Below are 22,532 nucleotides of genomic sequence, written 5' to 3'. Positions count from 1 at the left end.
TGGGTGTGCTGGTTTTTCCACTTTGGCTCCCACGTTGGGTCAGCGTTGGCGTCGCACCTGAAGGTCATCGGTACAAGCTGTCGGCAAAATCCCAACGCCGCTGAGGCCGATATTTTTACCCCTCACGCCCCGTGCGCAACAACACACTCAGCTGATCCACCACTTCCGCCCAATCGGCATCCTCCAAAATCTCTTCGCGCAAAAACGCTCGCTGACTGGGCGTCCAGAAAAACGCGTCCGCCAGATGCAGTTCAGGCTTGAGCGGTGAATGTACCGTCACAAACCGCTCAATACTCACCGGGTCATCCGGCAGCCCCAGCTGTTTGAACAGTGACGGCAAGCTGTGCACAGGCGATTCCATGGTGGGTTCCTACGAAGACCATTCCTGTGAGTCTAGCCCAGGCGCCAGCCAGGCCAACAACCGCGTGACGCACCACTGTGCCATCAACGAAGTCGTCAACCCGCTTAGTGTTTTCGAAGGGATTGGCCCGCAACAGGCGTTGCGGGCATGTACTTGATACCGATGCTTGATTAACGGCAACCCTCGGGCTGCGAGGGCTCTGGCCCGCGACACAGCACAAACAAGCGCGCCCGTGCCCCGCCGCCGTCCTGCTGCAAAAGCTGGCGCCAGTCGGCAGGAATCGGCGCGAACTCATCCGGCATTTCCGTGCTGCTGATCAGCCACACGCGGTGCGTATCGGCCGGTAATGCCGACAAACGGTCCAGGTAAATACGCCCGCCGTCCTGATCCACCAACGTGCCGAAACCGTAGGCGTTCGGCCGGGTCGGCGTGCCGTCGGGTTTGGGGGGCGTGTAGAGCTGCAATTGGGCGTCGGTTTCGTCGTAATACACGTAGGGCAAGTACCACAGCATATCGCTGAGGACGATGCGGTCGTCTTCCTGATAGTTGCGGTTAACGAACTCCACCGGCACGTTGAATTGATCATGCGCATCCACGGTGGCGTTGTTCTTCAACCCCAGCAGTTCCACACCCACGAACAACACAAACAACGCCGCGCCCAACCATGCCAGGCGTTTGGGCAGGCGGTCGATGGCCAGGGCCATCAGGATCGGCAACCCGAGTGCGTAGACCGTAAGGTAGCGCTCGATAAATACCGGGGAAATGAAAGAGACGCCGTACACCAGCAACAGCGGCAGCAGAAAAAACAGCGCCAGCAGGCATGCCGGGCGATACCGCTCACGGTCACGCCAGGCCGCGATGCCCACGACGGCGATCAGCAGCAGCGGGAACAGCCAGAACAGCGGCGGCCAGAAGCCGATGCCTTCATCCTGAAGCATGAACTGCCAGACCATCGACGGCACGGAAATCAACGAGACCGGGTCTTCCCAGCCAATATCACCGCCAACCTTGAGCTGTTCAATGTGCTGCGTCAGGTCTAACAGGTTCGGCAGCCACGGCAGGTACAACACCACAATGAGCGCATTGGCGCACCACCACGACGGGCGAATGATCAAGCGTTGGCCGGGCGCCTGTGAGCGGCACAACACGCCCAGGTACGCCCAGTGCACCAACACGCACAGCGCAGTGAAATAGTGGGTGTAGAACCCGGCCGCCATCAGCACTACATAGACGGCCAGGTAACGCGTGCGCTCGGGCTGTCGCACCCAGTACACCAGCGCCAGCGTGGCGCCCAGCAACCACACGGCCAGCAGTGAGTACATGCGCACTTCCTGGCTGTAACGCACCGCCGTCGGAAACAACGCCAGCAGCACACCGGCCAGCACCGCCGCACGACGCGTGGACAGCTGTCGCGTGAGCCAGATGCCCAGCCCCACCGCCGCCGCGCCGGGCAGAGCACTCATGCCGCGAATCGACCAGATACCATCGCCAAACAGCTCGATCCAACCGCGCAGCATGAAGAAGTACAGCGGCGGGTGCACATCATGGGCGGCGTGAAACCACAGGTCCTCCATGGCGTATTCGCTGAGCAGCAGGCTCGACGCTTCGTCGCCCCAGATCGCCGAAGCGGTCAGGCCATAGAAACGCACGGCCATGGCCAGCGCCAGAATCGGCACCCACCACAACCGGCTGAGCCAACTGGCGCCTTCCCAGGCGCCCGAGAGGCGATTGACCGCGTGAAATGCCCCAACTTTGTCGTCTTGCTCTACCACAGACCGTCGCACCTCAATTCCCCTGATACTGCCCGTTTCCGGGAAAAACCTGCACATGCGCAAACAAGCGCCACTCTAGGACAAAAGCCCCGTTTTCGCTCGCTGTTTTACAACCGTTGGGCGGCACGCTGCAGCACTTGACTGGTACCTGATGGACCTGCGACTGCGCCTGGGTTTCGCTGAGCAATGCCACGACCAAAAATCGGACAAATCAGCAATTTGTGTAGGCCTTCACCGAAGCGGCTGTCGGATCAAGCTATGATTAGCACCCTCCAAGGACTCAGGATCAAGGACACGTCATGCGCATCGGTTTTTTGTCACCCCTGGCACTGGCCCTGCTTGCCGGCATTTCCCTACCGGCCCAGGCCAGTTCGGACGACTCGTGTTACCCCGACTGGCGGGTGTCGCGTGACACGCTGGACCCCTGCAACAACCTGCCGTTCCTGAGCCCTGGCAATGACAGCCGGGCCAACCTGCGCTTGTTGCTGGCCGACAAGAAAGCCGCGCCGCTGACGCCCAATGCCTTGAGCGAAGATGACCTGGCAGAGGGTTTTGGCCCGGTGCCGTTCCCGGTGTATCGCCTTGTGCCGCGTGGCGAAGCCGAGCCGGTCAGCACGCCCGACACCCCCAAAACCTCGCCGCTCGATGCACTGCTTGAACCGCTGGGCATCAAGCGCGACGACGCTAAAGCTGCCGGCGATGCGTTCCTCAATGGCGAGGGCAGCCGCTGCCGCAGCAACGACGACAACAGCGCCGCCGCCTTTATCAGCCAGGTGGTCAAAGCCGACATGCCGGCCGCAGAGCGCAATCTGCTGGTGAAGGCGCGCCTGCAATTGCTCACCACCTGTGAATGGACAGGCCCGGTGGTGGAGCCGTCGCAAGATATCCAGTCGACCGAAGGTCAGTTGTTTCGCACGTACCTGCAAGCCGCCGCCGATTTCTACGCAGGTCGTTTCACCGACTCCGGGCCTGGCTTCGTCGCCACCCAGAACGCCGCTTCGCCCTGGCTGAAAGAAACCGCGCTGTACATGACCGCGCGCAACGCACTCAACCAGGCCCAGGCCAACACCTATGACGAAGACGGCGTGCCGCACCTCGACCGTGTGGATAAACCCGCGCTTGCCGAGGCCGAAAAGGGTTTCGACGCTTATCTGAAAACTTATCCACAGGGCGAGTACAGCGCCTCCGCGCGCGGCTTGCTGCGCCGGGTGTACTGGCTGGCGGACGACAACGAAAAACTCGCCGAGGCCTTTGCCTGGCAACTGACTCAGGCTACCGACGAGCAGCGCAATGTGTCGGTGGATGAATTGGTCGAAGAGGCCGACCTCAAGCTGTTGATGGTCAATAGCGACACGGTGAAGACGCCGATGATCCAACTCGTCAGCGACCTGATGGTCATGCGTGGCGGCAACCAGCCGGCCCTCAGCCGCGCAGACCTTGAGAAGCAAAAAGCAGCGTTTGCCGATGAGCCGGCGTTTTACGACTACTTGTTAGCCGTGAGCGCGCTGTACGTCGAGCATCAACCGGATGCCGCCTTGAAGCAGTTGCCGCACAGCGTGCCGTCGAGCCTGAACTACTTCGCCTTCAGCCAACAAACCTTGCGCGCCCTGGCCCTGGAGGCCAAGCAAGACTGGAAAGGCGCACAAGACCTGTGGCTGCAACTGCTGCCGCTGGCCAACTTGGCGCTGCAACGCGACCAGTTGGAGTTGGCCCTGGCACTCAACTATGAACGCAGCGGCCAGCTGGCCAAGGTGTTCGCCGCCGATTCGCCGATCAGCGCCAAGCAAGTGCGTTATATCCTGCTGCGCAACGTCGCCGGGCCTGACTTGCTGCGCCAGCAGATCGCCAAGGCCGACGATCCGGTCGAGCGCCAGACCGCGCAATTCGTGCTGCTTTATAAAGACTTGCTGCGCGGCCAGTTCGCCACCTTCGCCGACGACCTCAAGCAACTGCCAACGCCGGCCCCTGAAGACAAGCTGGGCACCAGCCTGGGCTATATCTACAGCGGCGGCCAGAGCTTGAAACTGTTCCAGTGGAACGGTGAAAAAGCCGAATCCGGCTACAGCTGCCCGGCCATCGCGCAAACCGCCGCCACCTTGCAAACCGACGCGAAAAACCCGCTAGCCCTGAACTGCTTCGGTGAGTTCATCTTGCGCAATAACCTCGACGGCATGCCTCTGGAGCAGACACGCGCCGCCGGCAGCCTGGGCAGCACCGCGTCGCAATTTCCAGGTGAAACCTTCTCGCGGCTCAACGGCTACAAGCAGGTGATCGCCAACGCCAAGGCGCCGAAGAACGACAAAGCCTACGCACTGTTCCGTGCCATCAACTGCTATGCACCGGCCGGCTACAACAGCTGCGGCGGCGATGACGTTGAACCGGCCGTACGCAAGGCCTGGTTCCGCCAGCTCAAAAGCGGCTTCGCCGACACCCAGTGGGGCAAATCGCTGCAGTACTACTGGTGAAGCACCTGTGGCTCGGCTTGCTCCTGCTGGCAAGCCCGGCCTTTGGCGCCGTGGATGCTCGCGACTACGACGCCTTCTGGTTGTGGAGTGGCGTCACTCCGCAACCGGTGCTTAAACAGGCCAACACTCTGTACATCCTGCAAGGCCAGATCAATTCCACCCGCCGCGCCCCCGAGCGCGGCGTGCAACTGATCGCCCAGGGCCTGGGCATACCACGCCTCACCCGGGGCGAAGTCTGGGTGGTCTACCGCGCCCACACCTTGCACTGGCCAGAACAGGTCTACACCCAAGTGCTCGGCCAGGTGCAACGCTGGCGCGACGCGGGCAACCCGGTGGTCGGCATTCAGATCGACTTCGACGCCCGCACTCAATACCTGAACGAATACGCCGACTTCCTGCGCGACCTGCGCCACCGCCTGCCCGCCGACTTGAAGCTGAGCATCACCGGGCTGATGGACTGGAGCAGCAACGCCGACCCAAGCGCCATCGCCCAGCTCAAAGGCGTGGTGGATGAAGTGGTGGTGCAGACGTATCAAGGGCGCCACAGCATCCCGGATTACGCCGCGTATTTACCGCGCATGAACCGGCTGGGGCTGCCATTCAAGGTGGGGTTGATTCAGGGTGGGGTGTGGGAGGCGCCGGGGTATTTGAAGGGGAATGAGTGGTTTCGCGGGTATGTGGTTTTTCTGCAGAATCCGTGATCCACGCACGGATTCCATGTGGGAGCGGGCTTGCTCGCGAAGGCGATGGCTGACGCAACAACGATGCCCCCTCCTGGACCGCCTTCGCGAGCAAGCCCGCTCCCACAATTTGACCGAGCTCGACTGTAGAACCGTTATCGCCCAGCGGTTTGCAATGGATACACCGACTCCCAACCGCCACCCAACGCCTTATACAACCCAACCATGGCCAGCGACACGCCGGTGGAGCTTTCAACCCATTGTTCCTGCGTGGCCAGCAGCGCGCTTTGCACCGTGAGCACATTGACGAAATCCACCACGCCTTCGACGTACTGCTGCTGCGCGGTGCTCAGCGCGATCTGGTTCTGGCGCACCGCTTCGGCGAGGCTGTCGCGGCGCAGTTGGCTGGCGTTGTAACGGGTCAGCTGGTCGTCGATTTCATGCCAGGCGCGCAGCACGGTTTGCTGGTAGGCCAGCGCAGCTTCCTGTTGCTGCGCTTCACGCAGGTTCAACATGCCTTGCAGACGCCCGCCGTTGAACAGCGGCAAGCTGAATTGCGGGCCGAAGGCGAACGCGCGCGAGCCCCATGAGCCGAAATCCGACAGTTGCAGGGCCTGGGAGCCAAGGCTGCCGGACAGGGTAATGCGCGGGTAGAAGTCGCCCTTGGCCACGCCGATAGTGGCAGTGGCCGCGTGCAGGCGCGCTTCGGCCTGACGGATGTCGGGGCGACGTTCAGCCAACTCGGACGGCAAGCCGATGGCGACCTGACGCTGGGTTTGCGGCACGGCGGCGTCCTTGGACAACTGCGCATGCAGGGCTTGTGGCGGCTCGCCCATCAACAGGCTCAGGGCGTTGATCAATTGGTCCTGGCGCTGCTGCAAATCCGGCAGGCGCGCTTCGATGGCGGCCACTTGGGCAGCCGCCTCGGCCACGTCCAGGTCGGTCGCCACACCGTCGGCCAGGCGCAGTTGCGAGAGCTTGAGGCTGTGGCGCGCCACGTCGAGGTTTTGCTCGGTGACGGCGCGGGTGTTCTGCACGCCGCGCAACTGGATGTAGTCCTGGGCGGTTTCGGCGAGCACCGACAACAGCACGGTGCGGCGGTCGTCTTCGGCAACTTGCAGGGTGGCGTCGGCGGCTTCGGTTTCGCGTTTTACACGGCCCCAGAAGTCCAATTCCCAAGCGGCAGAGAAGCCCATGTCCCATTGGTTGAACGCCGAACGGCCATTCTCGCCAGAGGGATCATTCAAGCCCTTAGCGCTGTTGCGCTCGCGCTGATAACCACCGGTGGCGTTGACGTTGGGATAACGCTCGGCGGTGGTCACCTGGCGCACGGCGCGGCTTTGTTGCAGGCGGCTGCTGGCCAGTTTCAGGTCGAGGTTATCGGTGAGCGCACGGCGTGTGAGGGCCGAAAGTTGCGCGTCGTGGAACACGTCCCACCAACGCTCCTGCAAAGGCTCGGTGACGGCGCGGCTGGCGGCTTGGCGCCCTTGGGGCTCGCCCCATTGCGTGATGTGCGGGCCTTGCGGCCGCTGGAAATCCGGGCCAACGGTACAGGCACTGAGGCTGATGAGGCTCAAGGTGAGCCAGGCAAATGGCTTCATTGCTGGGCCACCTCACGTGGCTGCGCAACAGGCTGGGTGTCGACGCTGGCCTCCACCGACATGCCGACACGCAAGCGCTCGGTCAGTGGTTGATTGGGTTCGAGCACGATTTTCACCGGAATGCGTTGCACCACCTTGGTGAAATTGCCGGTGGCGTTGTCGGGCTTGACCGAGGCGAACGTCACGCCCGTGGCGGGTGCGAGGCTTTCCAGATGCCCCTTGAGCAGTTCGCCGTCGAGGCTGTCGACGCGCACCTGCACGGCTTGGCCGGCGTGCATATGCCACAACTGGGTTTCCTGGAAGTTGGCCACCACATAGGCCTCGGCCAAGGGCACCACGGCGAGGATCTTGCTGCCCGGCGTGACATAGGCGCCCACCCGTACCGCGCGCTCACCGACCATGCCATCCACCGGCGCGACGATGCGCGTGTAAGAGAGTTGATAGCTGGCCATTTCGAGCGCTGCCTGAGCACGCTTGAGTCCACCTTCGGCGGCATCGCGCTGGGCGGTGAGGATTTCCACCTGCTTGCGCTCTGCCGCCAGCACCGCCGTGGCATTAGCCAGGCGCGCGGTGGCCTGGTCGATGCGGGTCTTGGCTTGCTGGGCGTTCTGCACGGTGCCCGCGCCTACACCGGCGAGGTGGTTGTAGCGGTTCAGTTCGTGTTCGGCAAAAGCCACTTCGGCACGGTCCGCCGCTACGGTGGCCTGGGCCTGGGCGATCACCGAGCTTTGGCGTTCGAGGGTCGCGGTGGCGTTTTTCAGTTGGGCCTGGGCGACGAGCGTGTCGGCATCGGCTGCCTGGGCGGCGGCGCGAAAATCGCGGTCATCGATCAACGCCAACAGCTGGCCGGCCTTCACGCGCTGGTTGTCTTCCACCAGCACTTCCTTGATAAAACCGGCCACGCGCGGCGCCACCAAGGTGAAGTCGGCGGCAACGAAGGCGTCGTTGGTGGTCTGGCGCTTGCTGCCCAACAGGCCCGGCGCGACCAGATAAACCAGTACACCGACGGCAAATACAGCAATAACGGCGACGGCAATTTTGTCTTTGCGTTTCATGAGAAATCCTTTTGGCTAGGTCGGTGCGCGCGGTGGAAAAATCCGCGTCGGCATCCAGAAAATCAGCAGAATCAACGCCACCGCGACGGCGGCCATGACGTAATAAAGGTCCGAAGAAGTCAGCACCACGGCCTGCTCGTGCAGGCGGTGCGCCAGGCCCGGCGCGTCGCCGTCGGCCAGGGGCGAGTTGCCCAGGCGGTCCACCAACATGGTCGAGTGAAAGTGCAGACGCTGGGTGGTCAGCACGTCCAGCACGGCGGTAGCGACCACGGCGGCCAGGCCTTTGACGGTGTTGAACCACGCCGAGGCGAATGGCCCGTCCATCGGTTGGATGCTGCCAGTGGAGAGCATCAGCAGCGGCAGCACGGCCATGGGCTGACCAAAGATTTGCAGCAGGTAGAGGCCGTAAAAATCATCCCGGATCCACTCCGACGTCAGGTGCGAGCTGCCCACACAGCACAGCACCAGCATGCTCAAGCCAGTCCCCAGGACCCAGCGGCAATCGACCCAGCGCAGGTTGCACAGCGCCGCCACCAACGGCAGCGCAATCAACTGCGGCAACGCCATCAGCAACATCACCGGCGCCGTTTGCAGCGGCCGGTAACCCTGAACCTGGGCGAGGAAACTCGACGGGATGATGATGACTGACGTCAGCACCATCAGCACGCCTGCCAGCACGATCAAGGCAAACGCCAGGTTGCGCAGGCCGAGCATCTGCAACTTGAAGAACGGAATCGGCTGCGACCATTCATTGATCAGAAACAGCACCAGCAACAGCGTGCCGCCGCTGAGCAGGAAGGTGATCAGGCCGGACTCGAACCAGTCCAGGCGATTGCCCTGCAACAAGCCGATCACCAGCATGCAGATCGCCGGGAAACCCAGCAGCAAGCCGCGCCAGTTGAACTGCTTGAAGCGCTCCAGGCGCACCGGGTCTTGTGGCAAGCCGTAGGTCACGGCGGCCATCGCCAGCAGGCACGGCGCGACGATCTGCCAGAACGCCCATTGCCAGCCGACGTACTCGGTCCACAGCGCCGCCAACGGCGTGCCCAGGCTTGGGCCGAACGTGGCGGTGAGTGCGTAACCCGCCAGGCCATACAGCTTGACGTTGGCCGGCAGGAAACGCAGCGCCACGGTCATCAGCATCGGCGGCAACGCGCCACCGGCCAGGCCTTGCACGGTGCGCAGCACCAGCAGGGTTTCGTAGTTCGGCGCAAACGGGCACAGGATGCCCAGCACGGTGAACAAAGCGATGGCACACAGCGTGAAGCGGCGCAGGGAAAACGTCACCGAACACCAGGGCGCGAAAGCCATGGCCGCCACGGAGGTCGCCGTGTAAGCCGCGACCAGCCAGGTGCCTTCGTCAAAACCGATGTACAGCGCACCACGGATATCGGCGAGGGCGACTTTGGTGACCATCTCGTTCAGACCGGACACCAGCACCGCCAGCAATACGCCGACCAAGCCAATGATGATGCGCGGGCCGAACACGGGCGGGTTGAGCGCAGTGGGTTTGGCTGCAGCCTGGAGGGCGGGGGCAGCGAGGGAGGTCATGGACAGGTAACTCGGGATAAGAAATACCCGAGCAGTTTAATCAGGCACACCCATAACAAAAAGTTACTTGCCGGAAGCTTATAAGTGCGTCAGACGCAACTCCCAGCCGCGCACTTATCCTGTGGTAGCTGGCTTGTTGTGGCGAGCGGGCTTGCCCCGCGCTGGGCTGCGAAGCGGCCCCGATAAAGACACTGAGAGTTTTCTGATGAAACTCAGCGCCTGGCTTTGGGGCCGCTTCGCAGCCCAACGCGGGGCAAGCCCGCTCGCCACGATAAGCCAGTGCCTACACTTTAGGTGGGCTGGGCTTCCAGCCAGGTGGCGTGGCAGCTCTCGCGCATGGTTTCGCGCAGCCACTTATGGGCAGGGTCTTTGTCGAAACGCGGGTGCCAGAATTGGGCCAGCATCAGGGTCGGCAGGGAGATCGGCAACTGGAATGCGCGCAGGGGCAGCTTCAGGCGATTGGCACTCAGCAGGGCTTCCTTGGGCACCGGCAGCAGCAGGTCGGAATCGGGCAGCATGAACATCGCGCCATGAAAGCCTGGGGCGATCATGGCCACGCGGCGCTCCAGGCCCAGGGCATTGAGCGCGGTGTCGATTGGCCCGCGGGCGATGCCGCGTCGCGAAATGCTGATGTGGGAGTAGCTGGCAAACCGCGCGGCGGTGATTTCTTCGTCGAACAGCGGGTGATCCTCGCGCGCAAGGCCCACAAAGGTGGTGGAAAACAGGTTCTGCACCTTCACTTCGGGGCTGGATGGCATGGAATTACTCACCCGCAGGTCCAGCCGACCTTCGCGCAATGCCTCGTCGTCGGTGTCGCCTTCAGGCACGAAACACAGCTCGCACTGCGGTGCCATGCGTTCCATGGTGTCGAACAGCCGACCGCCATACACGCCGACAAAGAAGTCATTGGCACGCACGCTGAATCGCCGGCGCAAGGTGCTGAGGTCAACCTGGTCTGCCGAGCGGAACAACAACGCCGCCTGCTCCACCACGTTGCGCACCTGGCCTTGCAACTGCAGCGCCTTGGGCGTCGGCACCAGGCCACGCCCGGCGCGCACCAGGATCGGATCGCCCACCGCTTCGCGAATACGCGTGAGGGTGCGGCTCATGGCCGCCGGGCTGAGGTTCATGCGCCGCGCGGCGCCGACCACGCTGCCTTCATCAAGTAAGGCGTCGAGGGCGACCAACAGGTTCATGTCCGGTAATTGCATGCCAAGCACTCGTGTTCAGTGGGGAGTGAAGCGCACGCAATCGTAGCAGGCTTTACAGGTAGCGCCTCAAGTTGCGCGGCAGGAACTGAGCATAAGTGGATTTGGGATGAGCCTGACACTTGCGCACTATATCCGGCAGGGATTTTTCCAGTTCATCGGCTCGGGCCAGGCTCTCGTTGTAGTCGCTTTTACCGGTGAACGCCGGAAACATCACCGCCACACGGGTAATAGCAAAGCTCTTCATGGCGATCAACGGGCGGGCGGGATGGTCACGGCGAAATTGGCTGACTTCTTCGCTCAACGCGCGGCAGGTTTGATAGGTAGTTTGCGTAAAAGACAGTTGAGTCGCTTCTTCCTTGCTTGCCGGTTCAGGCGTGAAAACCATATCGTTTTGCGCCTCAAGCACCGCTGGCTGATCGGCGTTTACCGCCCAGGCTTTGAACCGCCATTGACTGGCCGCCTCCACGGCAGCCGCGCCGAATGCAGGCTGGGTGGCACTGATCGCTTTGACATCGCTGACGGTTCCGTCGTTGTGAATATTCAGGCTGATACGCGCATGCCCTTGGAGGTTGATCAGGTTTGCCGGGTAATGCGGCTTGGGCATGGACACCGCTTCAGGCTTGAATTGAGCAAACACCGACGTCGACAAAAATAAAGCCGCAGCCAAGACAAAAAACCGCATCGCCGTAAATCCTTCTACCGGGAATGCCTGACGTCAAGGCGACGTCAGGTTCGGCCGGCATTATCGGACTCAGCGAGACCAATGAGCAATCATTCCTATTTGAAGAGGATCGTTCCTACAGATAAGTAGGATCAACGCTGCATGCCCCAGCGCTTCACCGTCAGCCGCTCAAAGGTGTTGAACACCAGATTTTCGACCAGCAACCCGATGAGGATAACCACGGCCAAGCCGGCAAACACCTTGTCGGTGTACAGCTCATTGCGGTTCTGGAAGATGTACCAACCCAAACCGCCCTTGCCGCTGGTGGCGCCGAACACCAGCTCGGCTGCGATCAATGTGCGCCAGGCAAATGCCCAACCGATTTTCAGGCCGGCAAGGATCGACGGCAGCGCCGCCGGGATGAGGATGAACAGCACAAAACGCATGCCCTTGAGGCCGTAGTTGCGGCCGGCCATGCGCAGGGTTTCAGACACGCCAAGAAACCCCGAATACGTGTTCAGCGCCAAAGCCCACAGCACCGAATGCACCAGCACGAAAATCAGGCTGTTCTGCCCCAGGCCGAACCACAGCAGGGCCAACGGCAGCAATGCAATGGCCGGCAGCGGGTTGAACATCGAGGTCAGTGTGCTCAGCAGGTCGCGGCCAAGCTGGGTCGAGACCGCCAGCGTAGTCAGGGCAAACGCCAGCACGATGCCGATCACATAGCCCTTGATCAGCACCGCCAGCGAGATGCTCACTTTGCTCAACAACTCACCGCTGAGCAGGCCGTCGAATAACGCTTGAGCGGTCTGCAAAAAGCTCGGCAGCAGCAGGTCATTGTTCTGGTAACGCGCGACTGCCTCCCAGAGGATCGCCAACACGATCAGGATCAGGCCCTTGCGCAGCCAGCCTTGCTGCCACAAGCGTTGGCGCAGCGGCAGCTCGCGTTCAACGGGGACGCTGAGCAGCGGTTCGAGGTGTACTTCAAATTCCTGGCGCATAGGTCGGCCCCTTAGTAAGCGATGCGGATATCGGCAAAACCCAACTCACGTTCGGCCTCGGGCGCTTCATCGAACAGCAGGCGATGAATGCGCCGCGCCGACGCCTGGAATTCCACACCGCCGAGGCTGTGCAGGTCGTATTGATGGCTATGGATTTCCGCCCGCACGCGCCCCGGATGCGGCGACAGCAACAGGATGCGATTTCCCACCACCAAGGCTTCTTCGATGGAATGGGTGACGAACAACAGCGTGAAGCGCACCTCTTCCCAGAGCAGCAGCAGTTCTTCCTGCATCTTGCGTCGGGTCAAGGCGTCGAGGGCGGCGAAGGGTTCATCCATCAGCAGGATTTTCGGTTGCATGGCCAGGGCGCGAGCGATCGCCACACGCGCTTTCATACCGCCGGACAGCGTGTGCGGGTAAGCATCGGCAAAAGCGCTGAGGCCGACTTTTTCGAGGTAGTACAGCGCTCGCTCTTGGGCTTCGCGACGCTTTAAGGTTTTGGACGCCAGCAGCGGGAACATCACGTTCTGAATGACGGTTTTCCACGGCGGCAACTGGTCGAATTCCTGGAACACCACGATGCGGTCCGGGCCGGGTTGTTCGACCTTTTGCCCGAGCAGGCGAATCTCGCCTTCGCAGGGTTTGATAAACCCGGCGATGGACTTGAGCAAGGTGGATTTGCCACAGCCCGAAGGGCCGAGCAGCACGTAGCGATCAGCCGGGTCGATCTCGAAACTGACCTGATGGGTGGCCCGCACCACGCGCTCGGGGGTGCGGTATTCGAGGCTGACGTGGTCCACCGCCAACAGCGGCTGGGCGGTGTTCAGGTTGCTGGCCGCGTGGCCTTGCAGGGGCGCGTTCATTTCAACTCTCTTGCCGAGGACCAGTATTAGAAAGGCGCATCGCCCTGAATGGTGGTGCGAAACAGCTTGCGGCGCAGGTGGCTCGGGCAACCGGCGGCGAGGTGGATCAGCGAGCGGTTGTCCCAGAACACCAGGTCGTGGGGCTGCCACTGGTGGCGGTAGATGTTGTGCGGCAGCACGCTGTGGGCGTAGAGCTGGGCCAGCAGGTCGCGGCTTTCATCTTCGGGCAGGCCGACGATGCGGGTGGTGAAACCTTCGCTGACGAACAGCGCCTTGCGACCGTTTTCCGGATGAGTACGCACGATCGGGTGCACTACTTCGGCCACTTGGGCCAGTTGCTCAGGCGTCAGGGTTGGCCGCCAGTTGCCTTCGAATTTGGTTTCGCTGTAGCGCGCAGTGTAGGAATGCGCGGCGCTGCGGCCCTCCACCGCTTTGCGCAGGGGCTCGGGCAATTGGTCCCAGGCTTTGTGCATGTCGGCAAACAGCGTGTCGCCGCCTTCGGAGGGCAGCTCCTGGGCGTGCAGCATTGAGCCCAGGCTTGGCAGCTCTTTATAAGACAGGTCCGAGTGCCAGAACTTGCCCGCGTCACCCAGGCCGATGGATTGGCCGTTTTCGATGATGTTGGAGACGATCAGGATTTCCGGGTGGTTGGCCAGCAGGAACTGTTTGAGCACGTGGATCTGCAGCACACCGAAGCGGCGGCTGAAGGCGATCTGTTGTTCGGGGGTAATGCGTTGATCGCGGAACACCAAGACGTGGTGATCCAGGTGCGCGCGGTGGATGCGCGCGAAGTCCTGATCGTTAACCGGGCGAGACACATCCAGGCCGACGATCTCGGCGCCAACGCTGCCGGGGAATGGCCGGATCTCGAAGGTTTGGGCGGTTACGGTCGCTGTTGGAACAGTAGAGGTGGCGGACATGAGGGCACTCCCGGTCGGACAGAGGAGTGACTTTATAGATATAAGAACGGGCGATTAAATACCGTTAGTGAATATCGATATGCATTAGGGTGGGGGTCTGTGGTGAAGCTGAGGGCGCCATCGCAGGCAAGCCAGCTCCCACATTTGATGGGTGTACACATTCAAATGTGGGAGCCGGGCTTGCCCGCGATGAGGCCCGTGCCGGCGCTGAAGATCAGCGCTCGTGCAACGCCTCGGCCCGCGCCTTGATGATCGGCTTGAGCAGGTAGCTCAGGATGCTTTTCTTGCCTGTGATGATGTCCACCGAGGCCACCATGCCGGGGATGATCAGCAGCGGCTTCTCATCGGTGCCCAAATGGCTGCGGTCGGTGCGCAAGGTGATCATGTAGTAGGTGGTTTTCTTGTCTTCGTCGGTGATGGTGTCAGCACCGATGCGTTCGAGCTTGGCCTTCAGCCCGCCATAGATGGTGTAGTCATAGGCCGTGAATTTGACGATCGCTTCTTGCCCAGGGTGCAGGAACGCGATGTCTTGTGGGCGGATCTTGGCTTCCACCAGCAAGGTGTCGTTAAGCGGCACGATTTCAACCATGTCGCTGCCCGGCTGGATCACGCCACCGACGGTGTTGACCAGCAGCTGTTTGACGATACCGCGCACCGGCGAAGTGACCAGCGTGCGGCTGACGCGGTCTTCGAGGGCGCGGCCAGTGGACTCAGCCTTGTTCAGTTCGGTGCGCGCTTCGTTGAGTTGAGTCAGCGCTTCACTGCGGAATTTGCCCCGGGTTTCGTCGATCTTGCGCTGCACTTCCTTGATAGCTGATTCGGCACGGGGAATTGCCAGGGTGGTAGCGTCCAGCTGCCCGCGGGTTTCCATTTCGGCGCGCTTGAGGCGCAGCACTTCCACCGGCGACACCGCACCCTGGGCCACCAACGGCTCGGACATGTTGATTTCCTGACGCTGCAGGGACAACTGGCTGCGGTACTGGCCTTGTTTGGAGGTGAACTCGCGCAGTTCCTGTTGACGCTGCACCAGTTGCTCCTGCAAACCGCCGACTTCGTCTTTCAACTGCTGACGACGGCTTTCATACAGCGAACGCTCGTTGGCCGCCTGGCTTGGCGCGGCCTTGAGCACGTCGTCGGGAATGTTCAGCGGGCGGTCATCCACCTGCGCGCTCAGGCGCTCGACGCGCAGTTGCATGGCCAGGCGCAAGGCTTCGGTTTCGCCGGCGTTGGAGACAAACCGCGTGTCGTCGAGGCGAATCAGCGGCGCGCCGGCTTCGACGATCTGGCCTTCCTTGACGAACAGCTCGGAGACGATGCCGCCTTCCAGGTTCTGGATTTTTTGCAGCTTGGACGACGGAATCGCCTTGCCGTCGCCGCGGGTGACTTCGTCGATGCTGGAGAAGCCCGCCCACACGACCAAAAATACGAAGAACGCAATGATCGCCCAAATGGTCAGGCGGATGACCCGCGGCGCATCTTCGATCAGTGCCTTGTTGACCTCAGGCAGCGGCTGGCCCTGCAACGAATCGGAGCCTTTGAAGTAGCGGCCGACCGCGCTTTTGATGGAGTTAAGCAACACTGATCTGCCCCTTTTTCAACGCTTCCATAACCACGGCTTTCGGGCCGTCCGCGAGGATCTGCCCACGGTCGACCACCAGCAGGCGGTCCACCAGCGAGAGCAGTGAGGCACGGTGCGTGACCAGCACCACGGTCTTGTTTTGCACCACGGCTTGCAGGCGTTGTTTCAAGCGTTCTTCACCGGTGTTGTCCATTGCGCTGGTGGGTTCGTCCAACAGCAGGATGGGCGGGTTGAGCAACAGCGCGCGGGCCAGGGCGACGTTCTGGCGCTGGCCGCCGGACAGGTTCTGCCCACGCTCGCCAACTTGCAGTTCATAGCCTTGCGGGTGCAGGCGCGCGAATTCGTGCACGCCGGCCAGTTCGGCGGCTTGCAGGACCATTTCGTCTTCGACATAACGCGCACCCGAGACCAGGTTGTCGCGCAGGGTGCCGGCCAGCAGCTGGATGTCTTGGGCGACATAGCCGATGTTGTGGCGCAACTCGCTCACGTCGATCTGGCGTACGTCCACGCCGTCCACCAGCAAGGCGCCGGAGTCGGGCTGGTAAAGGCCGACGATCAGTTTGGCCAGGGAGCTTTTGCCCGAGCCGCTGCGGCCGATGATGCCGATTTTTTCGCCCGGTTTGATCACCAGGTTGATGTTTTTCAGCGCGGCGTTCTGCTGGTTCGGGTAGGTGAAGTTCAGGCCACGGCACTCGATGGCACCTTGCAGGGTGCGACGGCTCATCGGGCGTTCTTCGAAATTGCGCTCCTGGGGCAGCTCCATCATCTGGTCCACCGAGGTCATGGTGACCTTGGCTTGCTGGTAGCGAGTCAGCAGGCCCGACAGCGAGGCCAGCGGGCTCAGCGCACGGCCACTGAGCATGTAGCAGGCAATCAGGCCGCCCATGCTGAGGTTGCCGTCGATGATCTGGTACACACCGAACACGATCATGATCACGCCGGCCAGTTGCTGGATCAGCAGGGTCATGTTCATCGACAGGCCCGACAGCAACTTCACGCGCAGCTCAAGCCGGCTGAGGGTGCCGATGGTTTGTTCCCAGCCGTACTGACGCTCGCTCTCGGCGTTGTTGACCTTGACCGCGTCCAGACCTGCGAGGGTTTCGATCAGGCTCGACTGGCGCTCGGCAGCCAGGGCCATGGTCCGCTCCATGGTCGCTACCAACGGTTTTTGCAGGGCGTAGCCGATGCCCAGGGCAATCGGGAAAGCCAGCACCGGAATCCACACCAGGTGGCCGCCGAGGATGGCGATCACCAGGAAAATCAGCAGGGTGAACGGCAGGTCGATCAGGCTGGTGAGGGTCAGCGACGCGAGGAAATCGCGCAGGCTTTGAAACTCATGGATGTTCTGCGCAAAGCTGCCGACCCGTGCCGGGCGGTACTTCATGGACATGCCGACAATGCGCTCGAACAGCGTGGCCGAGATGATCAGGTCGGTCTTTTTGCCGGCGAGGTCCAGGCACAGGCTGCGCAGGCTCTTGAGCACCAGGTCGAACAGGTACGCGCCGCCGATGCCCACGGCCAACACCCACAAGGTGGACGTGGCCTGGTTGGGCACTACTCGATCGTAGACGTTCATCACAAACAGCGGCGCCGCCATGGCGATGATGTTGATCAGGAAGCTGGCGGCGATGGCGTCGGTGTAGAGCCAGCGCGAACGCTTGAGGGTGTCGCGAAACCACGAACGCGCTCGCGGGATCAGCGTGCCGTGGTTGACGTCGAATTTGTGCTGCGGCTGGGCGAAGAAGACTTTGCCGATGTAATCGTCGACCAACAGCTCGCGCTTGATCAGCACCTCACCGCCATCGCTTTCGCTGAGCAGAATGCGGGCTTCGTCTTCGCCTTGCCAACCTACCAGCACCGTACTGCGACCGTCCTTGAGCAACAGGAGCGCCGGCAGTGCGATGGTCGGAATCTGTTCCAGCTTGCGTTGCAGCACCCGCCCTTGCAGGCCGGCACGCGCGGCTGCACGCGGCAGCAGCTCGGCACTCAGGCGCTGCAAGGGCAGCGGCAGGCCGGTGGTGAGCATGGCCGCGCTGGCCGGTTTTTGATGCAAGGCACAAAGCGCCAACAACCCGTCCAATAACGGGTCGTCGTGCAGCGTGCGTGGATCATGACTGAGATGAACTCGACTGACTTCGGATTCCACGCGCTGCACTCTCGACTAACAGATGGGGCTATAGGGGTGACTCAATTCATCCCAGGCAGTTGGACTTTTGGCTTCACGTCGTTCTGTACGACGGAGGCCATCGGTGCGACCACGCCCTGGCTTTTGAGCAATTCGCCCATGGTCGCCTTGATTCGATATTGAGTAAATAACTGAATGTTCTTGATCTCTTCCAAACGACGCGAAGCGGTGAACAATTCGTTCTCACTGTCGAGCAAGTCGAGCAGGGTACGTTGGCCCAGGCTGAACTGCTGCTGGTAAGAGGTGCGCACGCGGGTGCTGTGATCCACGTACTGCTGGGCTACCGGCAATTGCGCGTTGGCGTTGTTCAGGGCGTTCCAGGCCAGGCCCAGTTCTTCGTTGAGTTGGCGCAGGGCGTTGTTGCGGATATCCAGTGCCTGGTTGGCCTGGTAGGACTTCGATTGCAGGTCGGCCTTGTTGCTGCCACCGGCGAACAGGTTGAAGCGCATGCGCACCATGGCTTCCCAACCGTTGCTGTGGCCGGCATCGCCGCCGACGTTGTTGTCGGCATTCGTGCCCAGCTCTGCATCAAAGCGCGGGTAGAAGGTGGACTTGGCAGCTTCGTACTGACTTTCGGCGGCGGAGATATCCGACTCGGCCGAACGCAGGACCGGGCTGTTGTCGAGCATCTGGCGGCGTGCTTCGTTGAAGTCAGCCGGCAGCATGGCTACAAACGGCGCCGGGCGCTCGAGCTGGTCGGGCATCTGGCCGACGGCGCTGAGGTAATTGACCTGGGAGTCGGCCAGGTTGGTTTGCTCGGTGATCAGGTTGTTGCGGGCCTGGGCCAGACGCGCTTCGGCTTGGTCCTGGTCGGCACCGTTACCGACGCCGCGCTGGGTGCGCAGTTTGATCTGGTCGTAAATGCGTTCGTGGTTGCGCAGGTTTTCTTCAGCCAGGCGCACGAACTCACGGCGTGTCAGCACATCCAGGTACACCTGGGCGACGGTCAACCCGGTGCGCTCGGAAGTACCCAGCAAGGAGTACGCGCGGGAATTGACGTTGGCTTGTTGGCGCCCGACTTCGCTGGAGGTGGCGAAACCGTCAAAAATCATCTGTTGCAGACGCAGGCTCGATTCGCCGCGGTTGTGGGTGTCCCACTGGTTGCCGTTCGGGCCGCTGGCGGCGCGCGTGTTGGAATCGTCGGTGCCTTCACGACCATAACCGGCGTTCAGGTCTACACGAGGCAAGTAACCACCTTGTGCAGCGCGCAGTTGGTAATCGGCGGCGATACGGCTGTTCACGCCGGCTTGAATTTCCGGGTGCACGTCTAAGGCCTGTTGCATGGCCTGGGGCAATGTTTGGGCTTGTACAAAACTGGCGGCGAGTACGAACGGTATTGCCTTGAACAGGTGCAAACGCATTTAAAAATTCCCCAGGACTTCTTGTCTCAAATCACAGCGATTCGGCCTCGCTGAGTCGGATAATGGCTACCGTAATGACCGTACGTCGGAAAGTTCAAAAAGCGGAACTGCTTCACACATGTAGGACGGTTCGCCGCATAAATATCAATGTGACATTACGGGGCCAATTGTTTAGGATGGCGACCAGAAGGTCAATAGTTTGGCATAAACTAGATAGCGAATAAATCTAGCCAATTATTTGACGCCAGTAAGTAATTAGACTACGCCCCCCTCCTGTTTGGCCCTCGCACCTGCGAGCGGCCGCATGGAAATCATCAGAAACGGATCGCCGGAGAAATCTTTAATGAGCAGTGTTGTTGCCATCGTCAAAAGCATTGTTGGTCAAGTTTTCGTTATTTCTCCGGAAGGGACACGCCGCGTCCTCGTTGAAGGTGATCGCCTGTTCGCGGGCGACCAGGTCGATACCGGCATGTCCGGCGCGGTCAGCCTGGAATTGGCCGACGGCCGCACGCTGGACCTCGGTCGGGATACCCAATGGAGCGCCGACATGCCGGACTCCAGCCTCGACCTGGCCGCAGCCACCGAGCAGGCCGCACCGTCGGTTGCCGAGCTGCAACAAGCCATCGCCGCCGGCGCCGACCCGACCACCGACCTGGAAGCCACTGCCGCAGGCGCAACCGCTGCCGGTAACGGCGCCGCGGGCGGCGGCCACAGCTTCGTTGTGCTGGACGCGACCGCAGGCCGCGTGGACCCGACCATCGGCTTCCCGACCGGCCCTCTGGGCCAGACCACGGCGACCCAAACCCAGCTCGCGGGCGCCCAAGGCTCGACCGACAACAGCGGCAACCTGGTGTTGCAGGCGTCCACCCTGTCGCTGAGCGCAACCCCGAGCATCACCGAAGCCGGCGGCGTGCTGACCTACACCGCCACGGTGACCCAGGCACCGTCCAGCAACCTGAACATCACACTGTCCAACGGCGCAGTGATCACCATCATTGCCGGCCAGACCACCGGCACCGTCAACGTACCGCTGGCGCCGAATGACAGCCCTTACATCGATCCAAGCCAGATCAGCGTCAACGTCACCGGCACCACTGGCGGCAACAACCTGGTACTGACCCTCGACCCTAATCCGGCCGTGACTCAGATCACCGATACCATCGACACCACTACGGTGACGCTGACAGCGGGTGGAACGGTGACCGAAGGCGGCCAGATCACTTACACCGCGACACTGACCAATCCCGCACAGACGCCGGTGACGGTCACTTTGAGCAATGGCTCGGTGATCACCATCAAGGCGGGTGAGTCGGTTGGCACGGTGGTGGTGGATACGCCGGCTAACGACGTTTACAACAATGGTTCGACTGTCAGCACCACGATTACTGGGGCAACTGGCGGTAACTTCGAGAACTTGGTGCCGAGCACTACACCTGCGGTCACCACGATCACTGATTCGGTTGATACCACTACCGTCACGCTGACGGCGGGCGAGACTGTCACCGAAGGTGGCCAGATCACTTACACCGCGACACTGACCAACCCTGCACAGACGCCGGTGACGGTCACTTTGAGCAATGGCTCGGTGATCACCATCAAGGCGGGTGAGTCGGTTGGCACTGTTGTGGTGGATACGCCGGCTAACGACGTTTACAACAATGGTTCGACTGTCAGCACCACTATTACCGGTGCAACTGGCGGTAACTTCGAGAACTTGGTGCCGAGCACTACACCTGCGGTCACTACGATTACTGATTCGGTTGATACCACCACCGTCACGCTGACGGCGGGCGAGACTGTCACCGAAGGCGGTCAGATCACTTACACCGCGACCCTGACCAACCCTGCACAGACGCCGGTGACGGTCACTTTGAGCAATGGCTCGGTGATCACCATCAAGGCGGGCGAGTCGGTTGGCACGGTGGTGGTGGATACGCCGGCTAACGACGTTTACAACAATGGTTCGACTGTCAGCACCACGATTACTGGGGCAACGGGCGGTAACTTCGAGAACTTGGTGCCGAGCACTACACCTGCGGTCACCACGATCACTGATTCGGTTGATACCACTACCGTCACGCTGACGGCGGGCGAGACTGTCACCGAAGGCGGCCAGATCACTTACACCGCGACACTGACCAACCCTGCACAGACGCCGGTGACGGTCACTTTGAGCAATGGCTCGGTGATCACCATCAAGGCGGGCGAGTCGGTTGGCACTGTTGTGGTGGATACGCCGGCTAACGACGTTTACAACAATGGTTCGACTGTCAGCACCACGATTACTGGGGCAACGGGCGGCAACTTTGAAAATCTGGTACCGAGCACTACGCCTGCGGTCACTACGATTACTGATTCGGTTGATACCACCACCGTCACGCTGACGGCGGGCGAGACTGTCACCGAAGGCGGCCAGATCACTTACACCGCAACGCTGACCAACCCTGCACAGACGCCGGTGACTGTGACGCTTTCTAATGGCCAGACCATCGTCATCGAAGCCGGTAAATCTGCGGGCTCGGTAGTCTTTGAAACTCCGGCTAACGACGTCTACAACAATGGTTCGACTGTCAGCACCACGATTACTGGGGCAACGGGCGGCAATTTTGAAAATCTGGTACCGAGCACTACGCCTGCGGTCACCACGATCACCGACTCGATTGATACCACTACCGTTACCCTGACTGCCGATAACTCGGTCGTTGAAGGCGGCAACATCACTTACACCGCCACGCTGACCAACCCAGCGCAAACCGCCGTGACCGTCACTTTGAGCAACGGTCAGACGATCAACATCGAAGCGGGCAAGTCCAGCGGAACTGTAGTTTTCGAAACTCCAGCTAACGACGTTTACAACAACGGTTCGACTGTCAGCACCACTATTACCGGTGCGACTGGCGGTAACTTCGAGAATCTGGCGACCAACCCTACGCCAGCGACCACCACCATCACCGACTCGATCGATACCACAACCGTCACCCTGACGGCGGACCCATCGGTCGTTGAAGGCGGCAACATCACTTACACCGCTACGCTAACTAACCCGGCGCAAACTGCGGTGACTGTGACGCTTTCGAATGGTCAGACCATCGTCATCGAAGCCGGTAAATCTGCAGGCTCGGTGGTGTTTGAAACGCCGGCTAACGACGTCTACAACAACGGTTCGACCGTCAACACGACGATCACCAGCGCCACCGGTGGTAACTTCGAGAACCTGGCGACCAACCCAGCGCCAGCCACCACCACGATCACCGACTCGATCGATA

16 protein-coding genes are annotated in these 22,532 nt (G+C 61.3%); 3 read left to right on the top strand and 13 right to left on the bottom strand.

Annotation, left to right across the window (positions count from 1 at the left end; all coding sequences use genetic code 11):
• Positions 1-115: 115 nt before the first annotated feature.
• Together AACU78_RS19255 and AACU78_RS19250 are read right to left on the bottom strand one after the other, a co-directional pair.
• A complete protein-coding gene (locus AACU78_RS19255) occupies positions 116-361 on the bottom strand; it encodes a DUF2789 domain-containing protein (RefSeq protein WP_106577316.1) in 246 nt (81 codons plus the stop codon).
• Positions 362-531: 170 nt separating this feature from the next.
• Positions 532-2,145, bottom strand: coding sequence for a glycosyltransferase family 39 protein (locus AACU78_RS19250; protein WP_106577315.1), 1,614 nt, complete (start codon positions 2,143-2,145; stop codon positions 532-534).
• A 287-nt stretch (positions 2,146-2,432) separates the two neighbouring features.
• On the opposite strand from AACU78_RS19250, the gene AACU78_RS19245 reads away from it, so the two are divergent.
• Complete coding sequence (locus tag AACU78_RS19245) at positions 2,433-4,598, top strand: outer membrane assembly lipoprotein YfiO (RefSeq protein WP_106577314.1); 2,166 nt, start codon at positions 2,433-2,435, stop codon at positions 4,596-4,598.
• A complete protein-coding gene (locus tag AACU78_RS19240) occupies positions 4,595-5,299 on the top strand; it encodes a DUF3142 domain-containing protein (RefSeq protein ID WP_106577313.1) in 705 nt (234 codons plus the stop codon). Before AACU78_RS19245 ends, AACU78_RS19240 begins: the two co-directional genes overlap by 4 nt.
• Positions 5,300-5,433: 134 nt before the next feature.
• Here AACU78_RS19240 and AACU78_RS19235 read toward each other — a convergent pair whose 3' ends face one another.
• The 11 genes from AACU78_RS19235 to AACU78_RS19185 form a co-directional block, all read right to left on the bottom strand.
• Positions 5,434-6,879: an efflux transporter outer membrane subunit gene (locus AACU78_RS19235; protein ID WP_106577312.1), complete on the bottom strand. Its 1,446-nt coding sequence runs from the start codon at positions 6,877-6,879 to the stop codon at positions 5,434-5,436.
• On the bottom strand, positions 6,876-7,934 hold the full coding sequence (locus AACU78_RS19230) for an HlyD family secretion protein (protein WP_106577311.1): 1,059 nt from the start codon (positions 7,932-7,934) through the stop codon (positions 6,876-6,878). The genes AACU78_RS19235 and AACU78_RS19230 overlap by 4 nt, the downstream gene beginning before the upstream one ends.
• Positions 7,935-7,949: 15 nt before the next feature.
• Positions 7,950-9,485 (bottom strand): MFS transporter, encoded by a 1,536-nt coding sequence (locus AACU78_RS19225; RefSeq protein ID WP_106577310.1) that lies wholly within the window; start codon positions 9,483-9,485, stop codon positions 7,950-7,952.
• 290 nt (positions 9,486-9,775) lie between these two features.
• Entirely contained in the window at positions 9,776-10,696 is a 921-nt protein-coding gene (locus tag AACU78_RS19220; RefSeq protein WP_106577309.1) for a LysR family transcriptional regulator, read from the bottom strand.
• Between the two features lie 52 nt (positions 10,697-10,748).
• Positions 10,749-11,378: a TonB family protein gene (locus AACU78_RS19215; protein ID WP_106577308.1), complete on the bottom strand. Its 630-nt coding sequence runs from the start codon at positions 11,376-11,378 to the stop codon at positions 10,749-10,751.
• Positions 11,379-11,509: 131 nt separating this feature from the next.
• Positions 11,510-12,358 carry an ABC transporter permease gene (locus tag AACU78_RS19210; protein ID WP_106577307.1) on the bottom strand — a complete coding sequence of 283 codons (849 nt, stop codon included), beginning with the start codon at positions 12,356-12,358 and terminating at the stop codon, positions 11,510-11,512.
• A gap of 11 nt (positions 12,359-12,369) precedes the next feature.
• Positions 12,370-13,221, bottom strand: a complete 852-nt coding sequence (locus AACU78_RS19205) for an ABC transporter ATP-binding protein (RefSeq protein WP_106577306.1) — start codon at positions 13,219-13,221, stop codon at positions 12,370-12,372.
• Between the two features lie 26 nt (positions 13,222-13,247).
• Positions 13,248-14,141: a TauD/TfdA dioxygenase family protein gene (locus tag AACU78_RS19200; RefSeq protein WP_106577305.1), complete on the bottom strand. Its 894-nt coding sequence runs from the start codon at positions 14,139-14,141 to the stop codon at positions 13,248-13,250.
• 214 nt (positions 14,142-14,355) lie between these two features.
• Positions 14,356-15,720: an HlyD family type I secretion periplasmic adaptor subunit gene (locus tag AACU78_RS19195; protein WP_106577304.1), complete on the bottom strand. Its 1,365-nt coding sequence runs from the start codon at positions 15,718-15,720 to the stop codon at positions 14,356-14,358.
• The gene (locus AACU78_RS19190; protein ID WP_106577756.1) at positions 15,710-17,866 is read right to left on the bottom strand and encodes a type I secretion system permease/ATPase; all 2,157 of its coding nucleotides are present in this window, start codon (positions 17,864-17,866) and stop codon (positions 15,710-15,712) included. The genes AACU78_RS19195 and AACU78_RS19190 overlap by 11 nt, the downstream gene beginning before the upstream one ends.
• Before the next feature lie 41 nt (positions 17,867-17,907).
• Positions 17,908-19,266: a TolC family outer membrane protein gene (locus tag AACU78_RS19185; protein ID WP_106577303.1), complete on the bottom strand. Its 1,359-nt coding sequence runs from the start codon at positions 19,264-19,266 to the stop codon at positions 17,908-17,910.
• Between the two features lie 343 nt (positions 19,267-19,609).
• Between AACU78_RS19185 and AACU78_RS19180 the strand changes: the two genes are divergently transcribed.
• Positions 19,610-22,532 (top strand): retention module-containing protein (locus tag AACU78_RS19180; protein ID WP_146151424.1); only part of this gene is annotated, 2,923 nt, incomplete at its 3' end.

Origin of the sequence: Pseudomonas sp. R9.37 (genome assembly GCF_963878885.1) — a bacterium.
Taxonomy (GTDB): Bacteria; Pseudomonadota; Gammaproteobacteria; order Pseudomonadales; family Pseudomonadaceae; genus Aquipseudomonas.
The sequence above is the reverse complement of the archived record's forward strand: the minus strand, read 5'-3'. Positions and strand labels throughout refer to the sequence as shown.

Excerpts from the sequence above, each read along its gene's own strand:
- AACU78_RS19215 (WP_106577308.1), bottom strand. The coding sequence starts at position 11,378 with ATGCGGTTTTTTGTCTTGGCTGCGGCTTTATTTTTGTCGACGTCGGTG.
- AACU78_RS19185 (WP_106577303.1), bottom strand. The coding sequence starts at position 19,266 with ATGCGTTTGCACCTGTTCAAGGCAATACCGTTCGTACTCGCCGCCAGT.
- AACU78_RS19200 (WP_106577305.1), bottom strand. The coding sequence starts at position 14,141 with ATGTCCGCCACCTCTACTGTTCCAACAGCGACCGTAACCGCCCAAACC.
- AACU78_RS19255 (WP_106577316.1), bottom strand. The coding sequence starts at position 361 with ATGGAATCGCCTGTGCACAGCTTGCCGTCACTGTTCAAACAGCTGGGG.
- AACU78_RS19220 (WP_106577309.1), bottom strand. The coding sequence starts at position 10,696 with ATGCAATTACCGGACATGAACCTGTTGGTCGCCCTCGACGCCTTACTT.
- AACU78_RS19205 (WP_106577306.1), bottom strand. The coding sequence starts at position 13,221 with ATGAACGCGCCCCTGCAAGGCCACGCGGCCAGCAACCTGAACACCGCC.
- AACU78_RS19210 (WP_106577307.1), bottom strand. The coding sequence starts at position 12,358 with ATGCGCCAGGAATTTGAAGTACACCTCGAACCGCTGCTCAGCGTCCCC.
- AACU78_RS19235 (WP_106577312.1), bottom strand. The coding sequence starts at position 6,879 with ATGAAGCCATTTGCCTGGCTCACCTTGAGCCTCATCAGCCTCAGTGCC.
- AACU78_RS19230 (WP_106577311.1), bottom strand. The coding sequence starts at position 7,934 with ATGAAACGCAAAGACAAAATTGCCGTCGCCGTTATTGCTGTATTTGCC.
- AACU78_RS19225 (WP_106577310.1), bottom strand. The coding sequence starts at position 9,485 with ATGACCTCCCTCGCTGCCCCCGCCCTCCAGGCTGCAGCCAAACCCACT.
- AACU78_RS19245 (WP_106577314.1), top strand. The coding sequence starts at position 2,433 with ATGCGCATCGGTTTTTTGTCACCCCTGGCACTGGCCCTGCTTGCCGGC.